The sequence below is a fragment of the Cellulomonas chengniuliangii genome (assembly GCF_024508335.1).
In the GTDB taxonomy this organism is placed as follows: domain Bacteria; phylum Actinomycetota; class Actinomycetes; order Actinomycetales; family Cellulomonadaceae; genus Cellulomonas_A; species Cellulomonas_A chengniuliangii.
The window spans coordinates 577,198-594,269 of the sequence record NZ_CP101988.1 but is presented as its reverse complement, the minus strand read 5'-3'; the positions used below and the strand labels follow the sequence as shown (position 1 = coordinate 594,269).

Sequence of the window (17,072 nt, the reverse complement as noted above, 5' to 3'; positions counted from 1 at the left end):
CACCGGGGAAGGGCGCCCTGGGCTGCCCGGCCCGCGGGCGCCGGGCTCACTCGGGCGGCTCGTCGGTGAGCTTGTACCCGAGCCCGCGCACGGTCAGCAGCAGCCGCGGGTTGGCCGGGTCGGCCTCGATCTTGGCGCGGACCCGCTTGACGTGGACGTCGAGGGTCTTGGTGTCGCCGACGTAGTCCGAGCCCCACACCAGCTCGATGAGCTGCCCGCGGGTGAGCACCCGGCCGGCGTGCCGCAGCAGCAGCTCGAGCAGCTCGAACTCCTTGAGCGGGAAGGCCACGACCTCGTCGTTCACGTGGACGACGTGGCGTTCGACGTCCATCCGCACCGGGCCCAGGACGAGCGTCTCGTCGGACTGGCCTGCCGCCGGGGCCGTGCTCGCGAGGGCTGGGGCCGCGCCCGCGGGGACCGTCTCCCGGCGCCGGAGGACCGCCCGGACCCGCGCGAGCAGCTCGCGGAACGAGTACGGCTTCGTCACGTAGTCGTCGGCGCCCAGCTCGAGGCCCACCACCTTGTCGATCTCGGCGTCCTTGGCCGTGAGCATGATGATCGGCACGTCGCCGCGGGACCGCAGCTGGCGGCACACCTCCGTGCCGGAGAGCCCGGGCAGCATGAGGTCGAGCAGCACCAGGTCGGCGCCCACGCGGTCATACTCCGCGAGCGCCTGGGGCCCAGTCGCCGCGGTCACCACCTCGAAGCCCTCCCGGCTCAGCTGGTAGGTCAGCGGGTCGCGGTAGGACTCCTCGTCCTCGACCAGCAGGATGCGCGTCACGGGGTCTCTCCGGTCGTGTCGGTCGGGGGTGTGCCGATGGCTGGCCGCGGGAGCGTCGGGGACGGGTCGGGATCCTGGGCGTGTGCGGCGTCGGCCTCGGGGAGCCGCAGGGTGAACGTCGACCCCTGGCCGGGCTGGGACCACACCGTGACCTCGCCGCCGTGGTCGGCGACGACGTGCTTGACGATGCTGAGGCCCAGCCCGGTGCCGCCGGTGTCGCGGGACCTCGCCGGGTCCACACGGTAGAACCGCTCGAAGAGCCGCTCCTGGTCGTCGGGGTCGATGCCGATGCCCTGGTCCACCACGGCGATCTCCACGATCCCGCCGACGACCCGCACGCCGACGCCGACGCGCGTGTGCTCGGGCGAGTAGGCGACCGCGTTGTCGAGCAGGTTCCGGACTGCCGTGACCAGCAGCGCGTGGTCCCCGAAGACGCGCACGCCGGCGGGGGCGCCCACCTCGAAGACGATGCGCTTGGCCGCGGCCCCGGTCCGCGCCCGGTCCACCGCCTCCGCGATGACGCCGTCCACGTCGACCGGCACGAGCTCCTGGATGGCGCTGGCCACCTGGAGGCGCGAGAGCTCGATGATCTCCTGCACGAGGGTCGACAGCCGCGCTGCCTCTCCCTGCATGCGCGTCGCGAACCGGCGGACCGCGTCGGGGTCGTCCGCGGCCGCCTCGACGGTCTCGGCGAGCAGCGCGAGCGCCCCGACGGGCGTCTTGAGCTCGTGCGACACGTTGACCGCGAAGTCCCGGCGGATCTCCTCGACGCGGCGGGCCTGGGTGCGGTCCTCGCCGAGGACGAGCACGTGCCGCGGCCCCACGTGCGCGACCCGGACCTGCACGGTCACGGTCCCCGCGCCCACGGGGCCCCGCGGCAGCTCGAGCTCCTCGTCGCGGATCACCCCGTCGCGGCGCACCGCGGCGACCATCTCCCGGATCGCGGCGTGCGCGATCTGCCGGTCGCGGACGATGCCGAGGGTGTAGGCGGGCGGGCTCGCGCGGAGCACCTGGTCGTCGTCGTCCAGCACGACGGCGGCGGAGCGCAGCACCGCGAGCGCGCGGACCAGGCCGTCGTCGAGCTCGGGCTCGGGGCGCGGCGGCATCGCGCGCAGCGACCGCTCGCTCCACCGGAACCCCAGGGCGGCGACCACGCCCGTCGCCAGGCCGATCAGCCCGGCCAGGACCACCACACCACCCTCGAGGCCATTCACGTCGTTCAGCGTACGGGCGCCGCCTGCGCGCGCTGGCGACACCGCAGGCCCGGCACCGGTTCCTCGCCTGATGTTCACCTCGGGGCGGGCGCCCGTTCACCTGCGGCTGAGACCCTGGAGCCCGGACATCATGACCGCCCACAGAGAGGCAGCCCCGTGCGCCACATTTTCGACGCCGAGCTCGCACAGCTCGGTCAGGACCTCGCGGCGATGAGCCGCCGGGTCGAGCATGCCGTCACCCAGGCGGGCGAGGCCCTGCTCACCGCCGACCTGCAGCTCGCCGAGGCCGTCATCGCCGACGACCTGGCCATCGACGCGATCGAGCGGGACCTCGACGAGCGGTGCGTGCTGCTGCTCGCGCAGCAGGCTCCGGTGGCCACCGACCTGCGCGTCGTCGTCTCGTCGCTGCGCATGAGCGCGACCCTCGAGCGGATGGGCGACCTGGCCCGGCACGTCGCCGAGGTCGCGCGCGGGCGCTACCCGCGGGTGGCGATCCCGCAGAGCCTGAGCGGCACCTTCGCCGAGATGCACGACGCGGCGGTCCGGGTGGGCCGGCGCACCACGACGCTGCTCACCAGCTACGACCTGGCGGTGGCCGAGAAGATCGAGCGCGACGACGACATGCTCGACGCGCTGCACCGGGACACGTTCAACGCCACGCTCGGCGGCGCGTGGGACGGCACCGCCCAGGAGACGGTCGACGTCACGCTGGTGGGCCGCTACTACGAGCGCTTCGGCGACCACGGCGTCTCGATCGCGCGCCGTGTCGTCTACCTGGTGACGGGCGACTCCGAGGTGGCGGTGCGCTGACCGGGCCCGACAGCCCTCGCACACGACGCAGGGCGCCGCTCCCCCGAGGGGGTGCGGCGCCCTGTGTCGTGTGCGCTGAGGTCAGCGGCCCTGGTTGGCCACGGCCTTGATCGCGTCCGCGGCGGCGGCCGGGTCGAGGTACGTGCCGCCCGGGTTCGTCGGCTTGAGCGTCTCCTCGTCCAGCTCGTAGACGAGCGGGATGCCGGTGGGGATGTTGATGCCGGCGATGGTCTTGTCGTCGACGTCGTCGAGGAACTTCACGATCGCGCGGATCGAGTTGCCGTGCGCGGCGACGAGCACCTTCTTGCCGGACTTGAGGTCGGGCACCAGGTCCGACTCCCAGTACGGCACCACGCGCTCGAGGACCTGCTCGAGGGCCTCGGCGCTGGGGATCGGCTCGCCCGCGTAGCGCGGGTCGGAGTCCTGCGAGAACGCCGAGCCGGGCTCGATGGGGGGCGGCGGGACGTCGTACGAGCGGCGCCAGAGCATGAACTGCTCCTCGCCGTACTCCTCGAGCGTCTGCTTCTTGTCCTTGCCCTGCAGCGCGCCGTAGTGGCGCTCGTTCAGGCGCCAGCTGCGCCGGACCGGGATCCAGTGGCGGTCGGCCGCGTCGAGCGCGAGGTTCGCCGTGGTGATCGCGCGACGCAGCAGCGACGTGTGCACGACGTCGGGCAGGACGCCCTCGTCGACCAGCAGCTTGCCGCCGCGCTTGGCCTCCTCGACGCCCTTCTCGGACAGGGCAACGTCCACCCAGCCGGTGAACAGGTTCTTGGCATTCCACTCGCTCTCGCCATGGCGGAGCAGCACGAGGGTGTAGGTCATGGGTCCATCCTGCCCCACCTGCTGCTCAGCGCACGGGGGACGTTCGACCCGTGGGCGCTGCGGTCCACCTCGGGGCGGTCATCGCCGGCGGTGGTCCGCCGCCATCGCGTAGGCCTTGAGCATCTGCGCCGCCGTCGCATCCCACCCGTACCGCTCGGCGACGCGGCGGGCGCCCTGCGGCCAGGCGCTGCGCAGCTCCGGCGAGGCCAGCGCGGCGCTCATCGCGTCCGCCCACGCCCGCGGGTCGTGGCTCGGGACGAGCCTCCCGGAGACGCCCTCGACCACCACGGAGCGCAGCCCGCCCACAGCGGAGGCCAGCACCGGCGTGCCGCAGGCCTGGGCCTCGACAGCCACCAGGCCGAAGGACTCGGAGCGTGACGGCATGGCCACCAGGTCCGCCGCGCGGTACCACCGCGCGAGCTCCTCGCGGGGGACCGGCGGCCGGAACAGCACGTCCGCCTCGACACCGCTCGACGCCGCGAGCGCCTGCAGCTCGCGCACGGCCGTCGGGCGGCCGCTAGGGCCGCCGAGCACGACGAGCAGGGGGACCGGTCTCCCGGCGGCGGCGATCTCCGCGACCGCCCGCACCAGCACGTCAGGCCCCTTGAGCGGCTGGACGCGGCCGGCGAACAGGACGATGTCGCGGTCTACTGGCAGGCCCAGCGCCGCCCGCTCGGCCTGCCGACCGGGCCCGGGCGTGAACAGCTCGAGGTCGACGCCGGGCGCGACGACGTGCACCCGGGCGGGATCGGCGTTGTAGAGCTGCACCAGCTCGTCGGCCTCCTGGGCGGTGCTGGCCACGAGCGCGTCGGCGGCGGCCACCACCTGCTCCTCGCCGATGATGCGGCCCAGCGGCTCAGGGCTGTCCCCCGGCGCCAGCGACGCGTTCTTGACCTTGGCCATGGTGTGCATGGTGTGCACCAGCGGGATCTCCCAGCGGTCCGCCGCGAGCCAGCCCACCTGTCCCGACAGCCAGTAGTGGGAGTGCACCACGTCGTACCAGCCGGGCCGTCGGGCGGCCTCGGAGCGCAGCACGCCGGCGGCCATCGCGCAGAGCTGGCCGGGGAGGTCGTTCTTGTCGAGGCCCTCGAACGGCCCGGCGGGCACGTGGTGCACCAGCACGGGCGGGACCACGCCAGGCGGCACGGCCGCCGCGAGGAGCACCTCGCGGGCGGCCTCGCCCGTCAACGGGCTGCCGTCGGCCGCCGTCCCGTCCAGCACCACCGTCTCGGGCAGCGCGGAGGACGTCGCGCGGGTGAAGATCTCCACTCGCGCGCCTCGGAGCGCGAGCGCGCGGGACAACTCGGCCACGTAGACGTTCATCCCCCCGGCGTCGCCGGCGCCCGGCTGGTCGAGGGGGGAGGTGTGCACCGAGAGCATCGCCACCCGGGGTTGCTCGAGGGTCACAAGGCTCCTGTCGATGGTCTGACGTCGCGCGGGGGCCGACGCGAGGGACTGCTCTCCTCCATTGTGAGCCAGATCCACCGAGCGGTTGACCCGCGGTCGCGACGAGGGGGTCCCCCGGGCGGCGACGGCGCGCCGGACCAGGTCAGCGCCGGGGCGCCACGCAGGCGGGCGACGGCACCGGCAGCACGTGCGCGACGGCGCGGCTGTCGGGCCTGAGCGTCACGAGCGCCCCGGGGACCTGCTCGGCGACGACTGTCCAGCCGCCCACGACCGCGTGGTGCCGGGGGCATCCCCCGGGCAGGGCAGTGGCGCCCTGCTCACGCTCGAGCAGGCCGTCGGCGCCGATCCGCAACGCCACGACCAGGTCCGCGCCGCGCACGCCCACCAACAGCACGTCGCCGTCCCGCTCGATGTGCGAGGGCTGCGCGGTGAGCGGGGGGTCGACGAGCGGGACCTGCTGCACCGGTGCGCCCGAGGCCGACCCCTCGTCCCACTCCAGGACGTGGACGGCGCCGTCGAGCTCGCCCACCACGTACGCGTGGCGGCCGTCGGCCGAGAAGGCGAGGTGCCGGGGACCGGCGCCCGCGGGCAGCCGGGCGGCGATGCCGTCCTCGGCGAGGAGCCCGTCAGACGCGACCCGGTACCGGCGCAGCTCGTCGGCGCCCAGGTCGCTGACCAGCAGGTGCGTGCCACCGGGGGCGAACGCCACGAAGTGGGCGTGCGACGACTCCTGCCGGTCGGCGCGGGGCCCCGAGCCGGTGTGGCCGAAGACCTGCGCCGGGCCGCCGGCCAGGACCTCGGGGGCGAGGGCGCCAGAGGGCTCGAGCGGCAGCACGGCGAGCGTCCCGGACGAGTAGTTGGCGACGTACAGCGTGCGGGCGTCGGGGGCGAGGAGCAGGTGGCACGGCGACGCGCCGCCCGAGGAGACGGTGGCCTGGTGCTCGAGGGCGACCGCGGCGTCGGAGGACCGCGGGTCGGTCACCGTGAAGACGCTGACCGTGCCGGCCTCCTGCTCCCCCACGGCGTACAGCACGCCGCCGGACGGGTGCGCCGCCACGAACGAGGGGGCAGGCGTGCGGACCGCCTGCCGGCCGGACAGCCCGCCGGTCGCCGGGTCGAGCGAGACCTCCCAGATCCCCTCCCCCGCGCCCGCGGGGGACTCGGCGCCTGCCGCGGGGTACGTGCCGACCCACAGGCCGATCGACGGGGCGGCCTCGGCGGATGAGCTGGGCGGCGGGGCTGGCGGCGTGTGCTCGGTCACGGTGGTGGAGCCTAGACGTGGCAGCGGGGGCGGCGGGCCCATGCCCACCGCCCCCGCTGCCCGCGTCGGCTCAGCGCGTGCCGGCGCGGCGCTTGTTCACCAGGTCGAAGGCGACGGCCACCAGCAGCACCAAGCCCTTGATGGCCTGCTGCCACGCGGTGTCGACGGACATGATCGACAGGCCCATGTTCAGCACGCCCATGATCAGCGCGCCGATGATCGCCCCGGAGATCCGCCCGACGCCGCCCGTGACGGCGGCGCCGCCGATGAAGCAGGCCGCGATCGCGTCGAGCTCGAAGTTCGCCCCCGCGGCGGCCGTCGCCGCGCCCGCCCGGGAGGTCATGACCACTCCGGCCACGCCGGCGAGGAACCCCATGTTGACGAAGATCCAGAAGTTCGTCTTCTTGGTGTTGACGCCCGAGAGGATCGCCGCCGCCTGGTTGCCGCCGATCGCGTAGATGTGCCGCCCGAACACGGTGCGCCCCATCAGGAACGTGTACGCCAGGATGAGCACGCCCACCACGACCAGCACCAAGGGGGTGCCCTTGGCGCTCTGCGACAGCACCCACGTCAGCGCGCCGATGAGCCCGACGATGAGCGTCAGCTTGACCGCGAACAGCCCGACGGGCTCGGTGCTCAGCTGGTGCTTGCGGAGCGCGGCCCGCGCCCGGAACTGGCTGAAGATGATCGCGGCGATCGCGACCCCGCCGATCAGCAGGGTCACCACGTCGCCGTTGGCCAGGTAGCCGAGCTTGTTCGGCACCGAGCCGTTGGTGATGTTGACGAACGTGGCGGGCAGTCCGGCGACCGTCTCGCCGACGATCACGATGGTCAGCCCGCGGAACACCAGCATCCCGGCGAGGGTCACGATGAACGCGGGGATCCCCACGTACGCGATCCAGTAGCCCTGCCAGGCGCCGACGGCCGCGCCGACGGCGAGGCCGATCAGCACCGCGAGCAGCCACGGGATGCCGGCGTCCTTCATCGACAGCGCCACGATCCCGCCGACGAAGGCCACCACCGACCCGACCGACAGGTCGATGTGCCCGGCGACGATGACCATGACCATGCCGATGGCCAGGATCATCACGTACGCGTTCTGCTGGATCAGGCTCGCGACGTTGTTCGGCATGAGCAGCTTGCCGTCGGTCAGGACCTGGAACAGCAGCACGATCACGATGAGCGCGCCGAGGATGCCGTACTGGCGCATGCTGCCGCCGACGCCCTGCATGCGGGCGGTCAACGACAACGGGATGGCGGCCGCTCCGCCACTCTGGCTCGGCGGGGCGGGAGGTGTCGGCGTCGTGGTGGTGCTCATCGGGCTGCCCCGTCCTTGTCCATCGTCATGTAGTGCATGAGGGTCTCCTGGGTGGCGTCCTCGCGGGACACCTCGCCGGTGATGCGCCCTTGGCTGAGGGCGTAGATGCGGTCGCAGATGCCGAGCAGCTCGGGCAGCTCGGAGGAGATGACGATGACCGCCTTCCCCTCGTCCGCGAGGCGGTTGATGATCGTGTAGATCTCGTACTTCGCGCCGACGTCGATGCCGCGGGTGGGCTCGTCGAGGATCAGCACGTCAGGGTCGGCGAAGATCCACTTGCTCAGCACGACCTTCTGCTGGTTGCCGCCGGACAGCTTGCCGGTGAGCGCCTCGACCGTGGGGGTCTTGATGCCCAGGTCCGCGCGGTACTGCTCGGCGATCCGCGCCTCGCCCTGCCGGTCGACCACGCCCCACTGGGAGACCTTGCCGAGCGCGGACGCCGAGACGTTGCGCTTGATCGTGTCGATGAGGTTGAGGCCGTACTTCTTGCGGTCCTCGGTGGCGTACGCGAGGCCATGCCGGATCGCGTCGCGCACCGAGCCGATGCGGATCTCCTGGCCGTCCTTGATGATCCGGCCCGAGATGTGGCTGCCGTACGTGCGGCCGAACACGCTCATCGCGAGCTCGGTGCGCCCCGCCCCCATGAGCCCCGCGAGGCCGACGATCTCCCCGCGGCGCACCGAGAGCGTGGCGCCGTCGACCACCTTGCGCGTCTGGTCCACCGGGTGGTGCACGGTCCAGTCCTCGACGCGCAGCACCTCGGCGCCGATCCGCGGCTCCCGCTCGGGGAACCGTGCGTCGAGCGCGCGGCCGACCATGGCGCGGATGATCCGCTCCTCGGTGACCTCGACCTCGTCGTGCATCGGCAAGGTCTCGATGGTCTGGCCGTCGCGGATGACCGTGGTCGTGTCCGCGATCGACTCGATCTCGTTGAGCTTGTGGCTGATGATGATCGAGGTGATGCCCTCGTCCCGCAGGCTGCGCAGCAGGTCGAGCAGGTGCGAGCTGTCCTCGTCGTTCAGCGCGGCGGTGGGCTCGTCCAGGATGAGGAGCTTGACGCGCTTGGACAGCGCCTTGGCGATCTCGACGAGCTGCTGCTTGCCGACGCCGATGTCGATGATCTTGGTGTCCGGGTGCTCCGCGAGCCCGACTCGCGCCAGCAGCCTCGCCGCCTCGGCGTTGGTCGCGCCCCAGTCGATGACTCCCCGGTGGGCCCTCTCGTTGCCGAGGAAGATGTTCTCGGCGATCGACAGGTAAGGGCTCAGCGCGAGCTCCTGGTGGATGATCACGATCCCGCGCGCCTCGGAGTCGCGGATCGTGCGGAACTCGCACGGCTCGCCCTCGAAGAGGATCTCCCCGTCGTAGCTCCCGTGGGGGTAGACGCCCGACAAGACCTTCATCAGGGTCGACTTGCCGGCCCCGTTCTCCCCGCAGATCGCGTGGACTTCTCCACGCGTCACCTCCAGGGTGACGTCCTGCAGCGCCTTGACGCCGGGAAACGTCTTCGTGATCCCCCGCATCTCGAGGATCGTGTGCTCGTTGGCCATGTCTGCTCGCAGTCGTGTTCGTGGGTCCGGTCGACGCGCGGTCGACGCGGTCGGGTGGCCGGGTGGCCGGACGGGCCGGTGGATCTCCACCGGCCCGTCCGGTCGTGGTCCCGTCAGGCAGGAGCCGTCGGTGGCGTCAGAGCCCGAGGTCCGCGGCCGAGTAGAAGCCGGAGTCGACCAGCGACGTCTTGATCGAGTCCTTGGTCACGACGACGGGCGGCAGCAGGTACGTCGGGACGACCTTGTTGCCGTTGTCGTAGGTCTCCTCGTCGTTGACCGTGACCTTGGAGCCCTTGATGACCTGGTCCACCATGGCGGCGACCTGGTCGCCGAGGGTGCGGGTGTCCTTCCAGACGGTCATGGCCTGGCGGTCGATGAGCATGTTCTCGACGTTGGCCTGGTCGGCGTCCTGGCCGGTGATCAGCGGCCAGTCGACGCCCGCGGTGTAGCCGGCGCCGAGCAGCGCCTGCGCGATGCCGAGCGCGAGCGAGTCGTTCGGGGAGAGCACCACGTCGACCTTCTCGGCGGCGTAGAACGAGTTGAGCCGGGTCTCCATCTCGGACTGCGCGGTGTCCGAGGACCAGCCCTGGACGCCGATGCTCGACCACTGGTCGTTCGAGGCCGGCGCCTTGCCGGACGGGACGACGAGCTGGCCGTTGGCGACGTACTCGGAGAGCACGTCCCACGCGCCGGAGAAGAAGAACTTCGCGTTGTTGTCGTCCGGGGAGCCGGCGAAGGGCTCGAGGTTGAACGGCCCCGCGCCGGTGTCGAGGCCGAGCGTGTCGACGATGTACTCGCCCTGCAGCTGCCCGACCTTGTAGTTGTCGAACGTGGCGTAGTAGTCGACGTCGCCGGTGCCGTTGATCAGGCGGTCGTAGGCGATGACCGTGATGTCCTTCTCCTTCGCCTGCGCGAGGACGGGACCCAGGGCCGTGCCGTCGATCGAGGCGATCACGAGGACCTCGGGGTCCTGGTTGATCATGTTCTGGAGCTGGGTGATCTGCTGGTCGACCTTGTTGTCGGCGTACTGCAGCGTCGTCTCGTAGCCCGCGTCCTGCAGCAGGCCCTCGAGGTGGGCGCCGTCCTTGTTCCAACGCTCGAGGCTCTTCGTGGGCATCGCGATGCCCACGAGCCCTCCGGAGTCGCCGCCGGCCGCGGCGGGGGCGCCGTCGTCCGTGCGCTCGGTGCTGCATGCGGAGGCGCCCAGGAGGAGCGCGACACCCGCCGCTGCGGCGACGTACCTGGTGAATGTGTGAGACATCGTTGTCCGACCTTTCATCCCACCGCCCGGACCACCCGGTCGGCTTGCGGACGCTCCTTCGCGCCCTTCGTGCCGGGGAGGCACTGCGCTGGCTCTCCGACGAGCCAACACGCTCCCCTCTCACCCCGCTCGAGCCGAGACTCGATTAGTTCTTGTTCTGAATTTAGAACGTGAACTCACGCGGCGCAAGCAAGTACAGCCTTCGAAAGTCACGTTCCGGCAACGCCCAGATCACACCTCGGTGACGATCGCGGATGGCCTGACGTCAGGCCTGCGCCACGGGAGCCGCCCCGGCCCAGGTCGCGGGATCGGCGACCACCGTCCGCAGCGCCACCAAGGCGCCGCCGGTCATCGCGGGGTACTCGCGCGCCCGCGCCTCGCTCACCTCGATGGGCGACCACGGCGCGAAGATCACGCACCGCTCGAGCTGCTGCTCCACGGCCTCGCGGACGTACGGGAAGACCTGGCCGAACGTCCCGCCGAGCACCACCAGGCCCACGTCGACCACGCTGACGACGTTCGCGACCGCCACTCCGAGGGCCGCTCCGGCCCGCCGCAGCGAGCCCAGCGCCTCGGCCTCGCCCGCACGGGCGGCGCGCAGCAGGCTCTCCAACGGCTCGGTCGGGTCGAGCCCGGCTCCCCGCATCAGCGCGTCCTGCCCCGCGAGGTCCTCGAGCGTCGATATCCCCTCGCGCTGCCGCCACACCGCCCGCCCGCCCGCCGGACGGCTCGGCGGCGAGGCGAAGGCGTCCACGACGCTGTGCCCGATCTCCCCGCTCCACCCGTGGCGCCCGGGGAAGATCTCGCCGTCAAGCACGATGGCCGCGCCGATCCCCACCTCGCCCGAGATGTAGACGAAACTGGGCCGCTCCCCGTCGTGGCCGCGCGCGTCCGCCTCCGCGCGGGCCGCGAGCTTGGCCTCGTTCGCCAGCCGCGGCAGCAGCCCGGCCAACACTGGGTGCGCGGCGAGGATGCCGATCACGTCGACGTCCCGCCACCCCAGGTTGGGCGCCACTCGCAGCGGCCCGGTGATCCGGTCCACGAGGCCCGGCAGCGCCAGCGCGGTGCCCGCGACCCGGATGCCGTCGGCGCTGAGGTGGGCCACCACACGCCCCGCGATCCCCGCCAGGCGGTCGAGGACCGCCACCGGGTCGCTGTCCCGGAAGTCGCCCAGCTCGACGCGCTCGGTGAGCACCCGGCCGCCGAGGTCGAGCGCCCGCACGCCCAGGTAGTCGACGTTGATCTCCATCCCTATGCCGGCCACTGTGCCGCGCGCCGCCGCGAGCGGAACAGCCGGCCTCCCGGCGCGCACGGCCGCCGGCGGCTCGAGCTCCACCAGCAGGTCAGCGGCGATGAGCTCGTCCACGAGCCCGGAGACGGTGGCGCGCGACAGCCCTGTCGCGGTGGCGATGTCGGCGCGGGACTGCGGCCGCTCCGACTCGAGCACGTGACGCAGCGCGAGGCTCAAATTCTGACCGCGCACACCGGCCTGCCGGGCGGCGCGGTCGGGCGTCGGCGCCTCGGGCCGGGGGCGGCGTGCGGGGCCCGTGCTGTGGACGTGCATGACTTGACCCTAGCGCTTCCGACGGATAAATTCAGAAGCACAACAAATCTCGACGAGGAGACTCTGATGGCTCTCAAGCCCACCCCGGAAGACAAGTTCTCATTCGGCCTGTGGACCGTGGGCTGGGAGGCGCGCGACCAGTTCGGCGACGCCACCCGCCCGTGGCTCGACCCGGTCGAGTCCGTGCACAAGCTGGCCGAGCTCGGCGCGTCCTACGTGACCTTCCACGACGACGACGTGGTGCCCTTCGGCTCCGACGCCGCCTCCCGCGACAAGATCCTCGACCGCTTCAAGGGCGCCCTCGACGAGACCGGCGTCAAGGTCGAGATGGTCACGACCAACACCTTCAGCCACCCGATCTTCAAGGACGGCGCGTTCACCTCGAACGACCGCCGCGTGCGCCGCTACGGCCTGCGCAAGATCATCCGCAACGTCGACCTCGCCGCGGAGCTCGGCGCGGACACGTTCGTCATGTGGGGCGGCCGCGAGGGCGCCGAGTACGACTCCGCGAAGGACCTCAAGGCCGCGCACGACCGCTACGCCGAGGGCATCGACACCGTCGCCGCGTACATCAAGGAGAAGGGCTACGGCCTGCGCATCGCGATCGAGCCGAAGCCCAACGAGCCCCGCGGCGACATCCTCCTCCCCACGGTCGGCCACGCGCTCGGCTTCATCGCGCAGCTCGAGCACGGCGACATCGTCGGCCTGAACCCGGAGACCGGCCACGAGCAGATGGCGGGCCTGAACTACACGGGCGGCATCGCGCAGGCGCTGTGGGCGGACAAGCTGTTCCACATCGACCTCAACGGCCAGCGCTCGATCAAGTACGACCAGGACCTCGTGTTCGGCCACGGCGACCTGTTCTCCGCGTTCGCCACGGTCGACCTCATCGAGAACGGCTTCCCGAGCGGCGGCCCGCGCTACGACGGCCCCCGCCACTTCGACTACAAGCCCTCGCGCACCGAGAGCTTCGACGGCGTGTGGGCCTCGGCCGCCGCCAACATGAGCACGTACCTCATCCTCAAGGAGCGGGCGCTCGCGTTCCGCGCCGACCCCGAGGTGCAGGCCGCGCTCGAGGCCTCCGGCGTCTTCGACCTGGCCATCCCGACCCTCGCCGAGGGCGAGACGCTGGCCGACCTCCTCGCCGACCCGTCGGCCTACGAGGAGCTCGACGTCGACGCCGTCGCCGCGCGCGGCTTCGACTTCGTGCACCTCAACCAGCTCGCGCTCGAGCACGCTCTCGGCGCCCGCTGACCCTGCGTCACCCTGGACCCGGCGACCGCCCTGCGCGGTCGCCGGGTCCGTCCGTCCCACCCGTCACCCACCTCCCTCGAAGGATGCCCGCCATGACGCTCGTCGCCGGGGTCGACTCGTCCACCCAGTCCTGCAAGATCGTCATCCGCGACGCCGAGACCGGAGCGCTGGTCCGCTCGGGGCGCGCCTCCCACCCGGACGGCACGGAGATCGCGCCCTCCCACTGGTGGGACGCCCTGCAGACCGCCGTCGCCGACGCGGGCGGCCTGGACGACGTCGACGCGATCTCCGTCGGCGGCCAGCAGCACGGCATGGTGGCGCTCGACGCCGACGGCAAGGTCGTCCGCGACGCGCTGCTGTGGAACGACACCCGGTCCGCGGGCGCCGCGCTCGACCTGACCACGGAGCTGGGCGGCCCCGACGCATGGGCCGCGGCCATCGGCTCGACCCCCGTCGCCTCGTTCACCGGCACCAAGCTGCGCTGGATGCGCGACAACGAGCCCGAGAACGCGGCGCGCACCGCTGCCGTGGCACTCCCCCACGACTGGCTGACGTGGCAGCTCGCGGGCGCCGCGGGCATCGACACCCTCGTCACCGACCGGTCCGACGCCTCCGGCACCGCGTACTGGTCGCCCTTCACCGAGGACTACCGCCGCGACCTGCTCGAGCTGGCCCTGGGCCACGACGCGGTGCTGCCGCGTGTCGCAGGCCCCTCGGAGCAGGCCGGCGTCTCGACCTTCGGCTCCCGCCGGGCGGTGCTCGGAGCCGGCGCCGGCGACAACGCCGCCGCCGCCCTCGGCCTGGGACTGCAGCCCGGCGACGTCGCCATCTCGATCGGCACGTCGGGCGTCGTCTCGGCGATCTCGACCACCCCCGTCGCGGACGGTTCCGGCCTGGTCGCGGGCTTCGCCGACGCCACCGGCGCCTACCTGCCGCTCGCGTGCACGCTGAACGCCTCCCGGGTGCTCGACGCGGCCGCGCGCATGCTGGGCGTCGACCACGCCGGGCTGTCCGAGCTGGCCCTGGCCGCGCCCGCGGGCGCCGACGGCCTCGTCCTGGTGCCCTACCTGGAGGGCGAGCGGACCCCGAACAAGCCCGACGCCACCGGGGCGCTGCACGGCATGCGGCTCGCGAACACGACCCCGGCGCACCTCGCGCGCGCCGCAGTCGAGGGCATGCTCTGCGCCCTGGCTGACGGCATGGAGGCGCTGCGGGCGCAGGGTGTGCCTGTGCGGCGGGTGTTCCTCATCGGCGGTGGCGCGCAGTCTGAGGCCGTGCGCCGCATTGCCCCCAGCGTGCTGGGCCTGGACGTCTCCGTCCCGACGCCCGGGGAGTACGTCGCCGACGGCGCCGCCCGCCAGGCCGCCTGGGCGCTCTCCGGCGCCGCGGAGGCCCCGGCCTGGGCCGCCGCGGGCGAGGCCGACGTGTACAGCGCCGACCCGGCCCCGCAGGTCCGCGCGCAGTACGCGGCGGTGCGCGAGCTCACCGCTGACCGCCCCGCCTGACCACGGGCCGCTCCGGCGGCCTGACGCAGACGAGCCCGGTGCCCCTCAGGGGGGCGCCGGGCTCGTCTGTGTGCGTGGCGACAGCGTCAGTGCGCGGCCTCGTAGGCGGCGCGGACCTCGGCCGAGATCCGGCCGCGCTCGGACACGGGGTGACCGTTGGCCTTCGCCCAGTCGCGGATGGCGCCCGCGTCGGCCCCGCCCCCCGTGGTGCGCCGAGCGCGGGTGGAGCGCCCAGCGGCGGACCGTCCGCCAACCTTGCGCGCGTGGCCCACCCAGGTGGCAAAAGACTCCCGCAGCTCGGTGGCGTGCGCCGAGGTGAGGTCGATCTCGTAGGACACGCCGTCAAGGGAGAAAGTGACGGTCTCGTCCGCGTTGCCGCCGTCAATGTCGTCGACGAGCAGGACCTGAACCTTCTGAGCCATTGTGTTGTCTCCTGATGGACGACTTAGAGAAGAATACGTGTCCAGAGCATCGCACCTCATCAATGGCACGTCAAAGGGAACGGCACGGAAATCGTGAACCGTTCACGGGCGAACCCTGTGGACGACTTGTGAACGTCAGCTCTCAGAATCCCCCGACGCCACAATGGGCGACGGCGCCGCGGCCTCTTGGGCGTCCAGACGGGCGAGCGCGGCACGCTCGTTTCGATCGGCATTGACCAACGAGCGGATAGTGAGCCAGAAGAGCGCGCCCACGCCGATGGACGGCACGATCGCGGCGAGGGCGGCTGTCACGGAGTTCACCGCCCCAGTCTACGTCGCGTGATTCTGATGACTCCAGCGGGCCCGAGAAGCCGCGAGAGGCCGCTCGCGCGGTGGGCGCGAGCGGCCTCTCGTTGCGGTCCGGAGGGCTCTCAGCCCTAGTGCGCCTGCGGCTTCACCAGCGGAAACAGGATCGTCTCGCGAATACCCATACCGGTCATCGCCATGAGCAGCCTGTCGATGCCCATGCCCATCCCACCCGTCGGCGGCAACGCATACTCGACGGCAGTGAGGAAGTCCTCATCGAGCAGCATGGCCTCGTCATCACCGGCCGAGGCGAGCAATGCCTGGGCCTCGAAGCGCTTGCGTTGGATGACCGGGTCCACGAGCTCGGAATATGCCGTGGCGAGCTCGAAGCCCCGCACATACAAGTCCCACTTCTCCACGACGCCCGGAATGCTCCGGTGGTCACGGGTCAGCGGGGAGGTCTCGACCGGGAAGTCGCGCACGAACGTGGGCGCCACCAGGTGGTCGCCCACCAGGTGCTCCCACAGCGCCTCGACCAGCTTGCCGTGGCTGACCCGCTTCGGGTCCACCTCGACCCCCAGGCGGTCCGCGATCGCGGACAGCCGCGCCACAGAGGCCTCGGCGGTGATCTCCTCGCCCAGTGCCTCGGACAGCGAGCCGTACATGGTGAGCTGCGCCCACCGCCCGCCCAGCTCGTACTCGGAGCCGTCCGCGAGTGTCACGGTCGTGGTGCCCAGCACGTCGAGCGCCGCGGTCTGCACCAGGTCCTCGGTGAGGGCGGCCATGGTGTCGTAGTCGCCGTAGGCCTCGTAGGCCTCGAGCATCGCGAACTCCGGGGAGTGCGTGGAGTCCGCGCCCTCGTTGCGGAAGTTGCGGTTGATCTCGAAGACCTTCTCGATGCCGCCGACCACCGCGCGCTTGAGGAACAGCTCGGGGGCGATCCGCATGTACAGGTCGATGTCGAACGCGTTCATGTGCGTGACGAAGGGGCGGGCCGTGGCGCCACCGGCCTGCGTCTGCAGCATCGGCGTCTCGATCTCGAGGTAGCCGCGGCGGTGGAAGTTCTCCCGCAACGAGCGCACCACGCCCGCGCGCAGCCGCGCCGCGTCGCGGGCCGCCGGCCGGGCGATCAGGTCGACGTAGCGCTGGCGGACCCGGGCCTCCTCGGAGAGCGCCTTGTGCAGCACCGGGAGCGGGCGCAGCGCCTTCGCCGCGAGCTGCCAGGAGTCAGCGAAGACCGAGAGCTCTCCGCGCCGCGAGCTGATGACCTTGCCGTGCGCGAACAGGTGGTCGCCCAGGTCCACGTCGGACTTGAACGCGGCGAGGCGCTCCTCGCCGACGGCCGCCAGGCTCAGCATGACCTGCAGCTGGTTGCCCTCGCCGTCCTGCAGCGTCGCGAAGCAGAGCTTGCCGGTGTTGCGCAGGAACACGACCCGGCCGGCCACGCCGACCTCGTCCTCGGTCTCGGCGCCGGGCTCGAGGTCGGGGTACGCCTTGCGCACCTCCGCGAGCGTGTGGGTGCGCGGCACGGAGACGGGGTACGCCTCGACTCCGGACGCGAGGAGCCGCTCGCGCTTCTCGCGGCGGACCCGCATCTGCT

Annotated in this window: 15 protein-coding genes; 3 read left to right on the top strand and 12 right to left on the bottom strand. The window is 72.2% G+C overall.

The genetic code is table 11. The features are described 5' to 3' along the window. Window positions 1–46 precede the first annotated feature (46 nt). A complete protein-coding gene (locus NP064_RS02810) occupies window positions 47–781 on the bottom strand; it encodes a response regulator transcription factor (protein ID WP_227568019.1) in 735 nt (244 codons plus the stop codon). Beyond that, window positions 778–1,995, bottom strand: a complete 1,218-nt coding sequence (locus tag NP064_RS02805; RefSeq protein ID WP_227568020.1) for a sensor histidine kinase — start codon at window positions 1,993–1,995, stop codon at window positions 778–780. Before NP064_RS02805 ends, NP064_RS02810 begins: the two co-directional genes overlap by 4 nt. A 156-nt stretch (window positions 1,996–2,151) precedes the next feature. Between NP064_RS02805 and phoU the strand changes: the two genes are divergently transcribed. Beyond that, complete coding sequence (gene phoU / locus NP064_RS02800) at window positions 2,152–2,805, top strand: phosphate signaling complex protein PhoU (RefSeq protein ID WP_227568021.1); 654 nt, start codon at window positions 2,152–2,154, stop codon at window positions 2,803–2,805. An 81-nt stretch (window positions 2,806–2,886) separates the two neighbouring features. On the opposite strand, the gene NP064_RS02795 is transcribed toward phoU, so the two are convergent. The 7 genes from NP064_RS02795 to NP064_RS02765 all read right to left on the bottom strand — a co-directional run bounded on the left by NP064_RS02795 (window position 2,887) and on the right by NP064_RS02765 (window position 11,985). Further along, window positions 2,887–3,627: a phosphoglyceromutase gene (locus NP064_RS02795; protein ID WP_227568022.1), complete on the bottom strand. Its 741-nt coding sequence runs from the start codon at window positions 3,625–3,627 to the stop codon at window positions 2,887–2,889. Between the two features lie 78 nt (window positions 3,628–3,705). Further along, a complete protein-coding gene (gene mshA, locus NP064_RS02790; protein ID WP_227568023.1) occupies window positions 3,706–5,034 on the bottom strand; it encodes a D-inositol-3-phosphate glycosyltransferase in 1,329 nt (442 codons plus the stop codon). Window positions 5,035–5,176: 142 nt separating this feature from the next. Next, a complete protein-coding gene (locus NP064_RS02785; protein ID WP_227568024.1) occupies window positions 5,177–6,295 on the bottom strand; it encodes a lactonase family protein in 1,119 nt (372 codons plus the stop codon). Window positions 6,296–6,365: 70 nt separating this feature from the next. Next, complete coding sequence (gene mmsB / locus NP064_RS02780) at window positions 6,366–7,613, bottom strand: multiple monosaccharide ABC transporter permease (RefSeq protein ID WP_372456335.1); 1,248 nt, start codon at window positions 7,611–7,613, stop codon at window positions 6,366–6,368. Further along, the gene (gene mmsA, locus NP064_RS02775) at window positions 7,610–9,160 is read right to left on the bottom strand and encodes a multiple monosaccharide ABC transporter ATP-binding protein (RefSeq protein ID WP_227568025.1); all 1,551 of its coding nucleotides are present in this window, start codon (window positions 9,158–9,160) and stop codon (window positions 7,610–7,612) included. Before mmsA ends, mmsB begins: the two co-directional genes overlap by 4 nt. A 136-nt stretch (window positions 9,161–9,296) precedes the next feature. After that, entirely contained in the window at window positions 9,297–10,421 is a 1,125-nt protein-coding gene (gene chvE / locus NP064_RS02770) for a multiple monosaccharide ABC transporter substrate-binding protein (RefSeq protein ID WP_227568026.1), read from the bottom strand. 265 nt (window positions 10,422–10,686) lie between these two features. Next, complete coding sequence (locus NP064_RS02765) at window positions 10,687–11,985, bottom strand: ROK family transcriptional regulator (RefSeq protein ID WP_227568027.1); 1,299 nt, start codon at window positions 11,983–11,985, stop codon at window positions 10,687–10,689. A gap of 66 nt (window positions 11,986–12,051) precedes the next feature. On the opposite strand from NP064_RS02765, the gene xylA reads away from it, so the two are divergent. Together xylA and xylB are read left to right on the top strand one after the other, a co-directional pair. After that, on the top strand, window positions 12,052–13,239 hold the full coding sequence (gene xylA, locus NP064_RS02760; RefSeq protein ID WP_227568028.1) for a xylose isomerase: 1,188 nt from the start codon (window positions 12,052–12,054) through the stop codon (window positions 13,237–13,239). A gap of 92 nt (window positions 13,240–13,331) precedes the next feature. Further along, on the top strand, window positions 13,332–14,744 hold the full coding sequence (xylB, locus tag NP064_RS02755; protein ID WP_227568044.1) for a xylulokinase: 1,413 nt from the start codon (window positions 13,332–13,334) through the stop codon (window positions 14,742–14,744). A gap of 86 nt (window positions 14,745–14,830) precedes the next feature. Here the strand turns inward: xylB and NP064_RS02750 are convergent, their stop codons facing one another. From NP064_RS02750 to lysS, 3 genes are all read right to left on the bottom strand, one after another. Next, on the bottom strand, window positions 14,831–15,166 hold the full coding sequence (locus NP064_RS02750) for a histone-like nucleoid-structuring protein Lsr2 (protein WP_227568045.1): 336 nt from the start codon (window positions 15,164–15,166) through the stop codon (window positions 14,831–14,833). Between the two features lie 135 nt (window positions 15,167–15,301). Beyond that, window positions 15,302–15,487: a hypothetical protein gene (locus NP064_RS02745; RefSeq protein ID WP_227568046.1), complete on the bottom strand. Its 186-nt coding sequence runs from the start codon at window positions 15,485–15,487 to the stop codon at window positions 15,302–15,304. A 116-nt stretch (window positions 15,488–15,603) separates the two neighbouring features. Beyond that, entirely contained in the window at window positions 15,604–17,067 is a 1,464-nt protein-coding gene (lysS, locus tag NP064_RS02740; protein ID WP_227568087.1) for a lysine--tRNA ligase, read from the bottom strand. Window positions 17,068–17,072 lie beyond the last annotated feature (5 nt).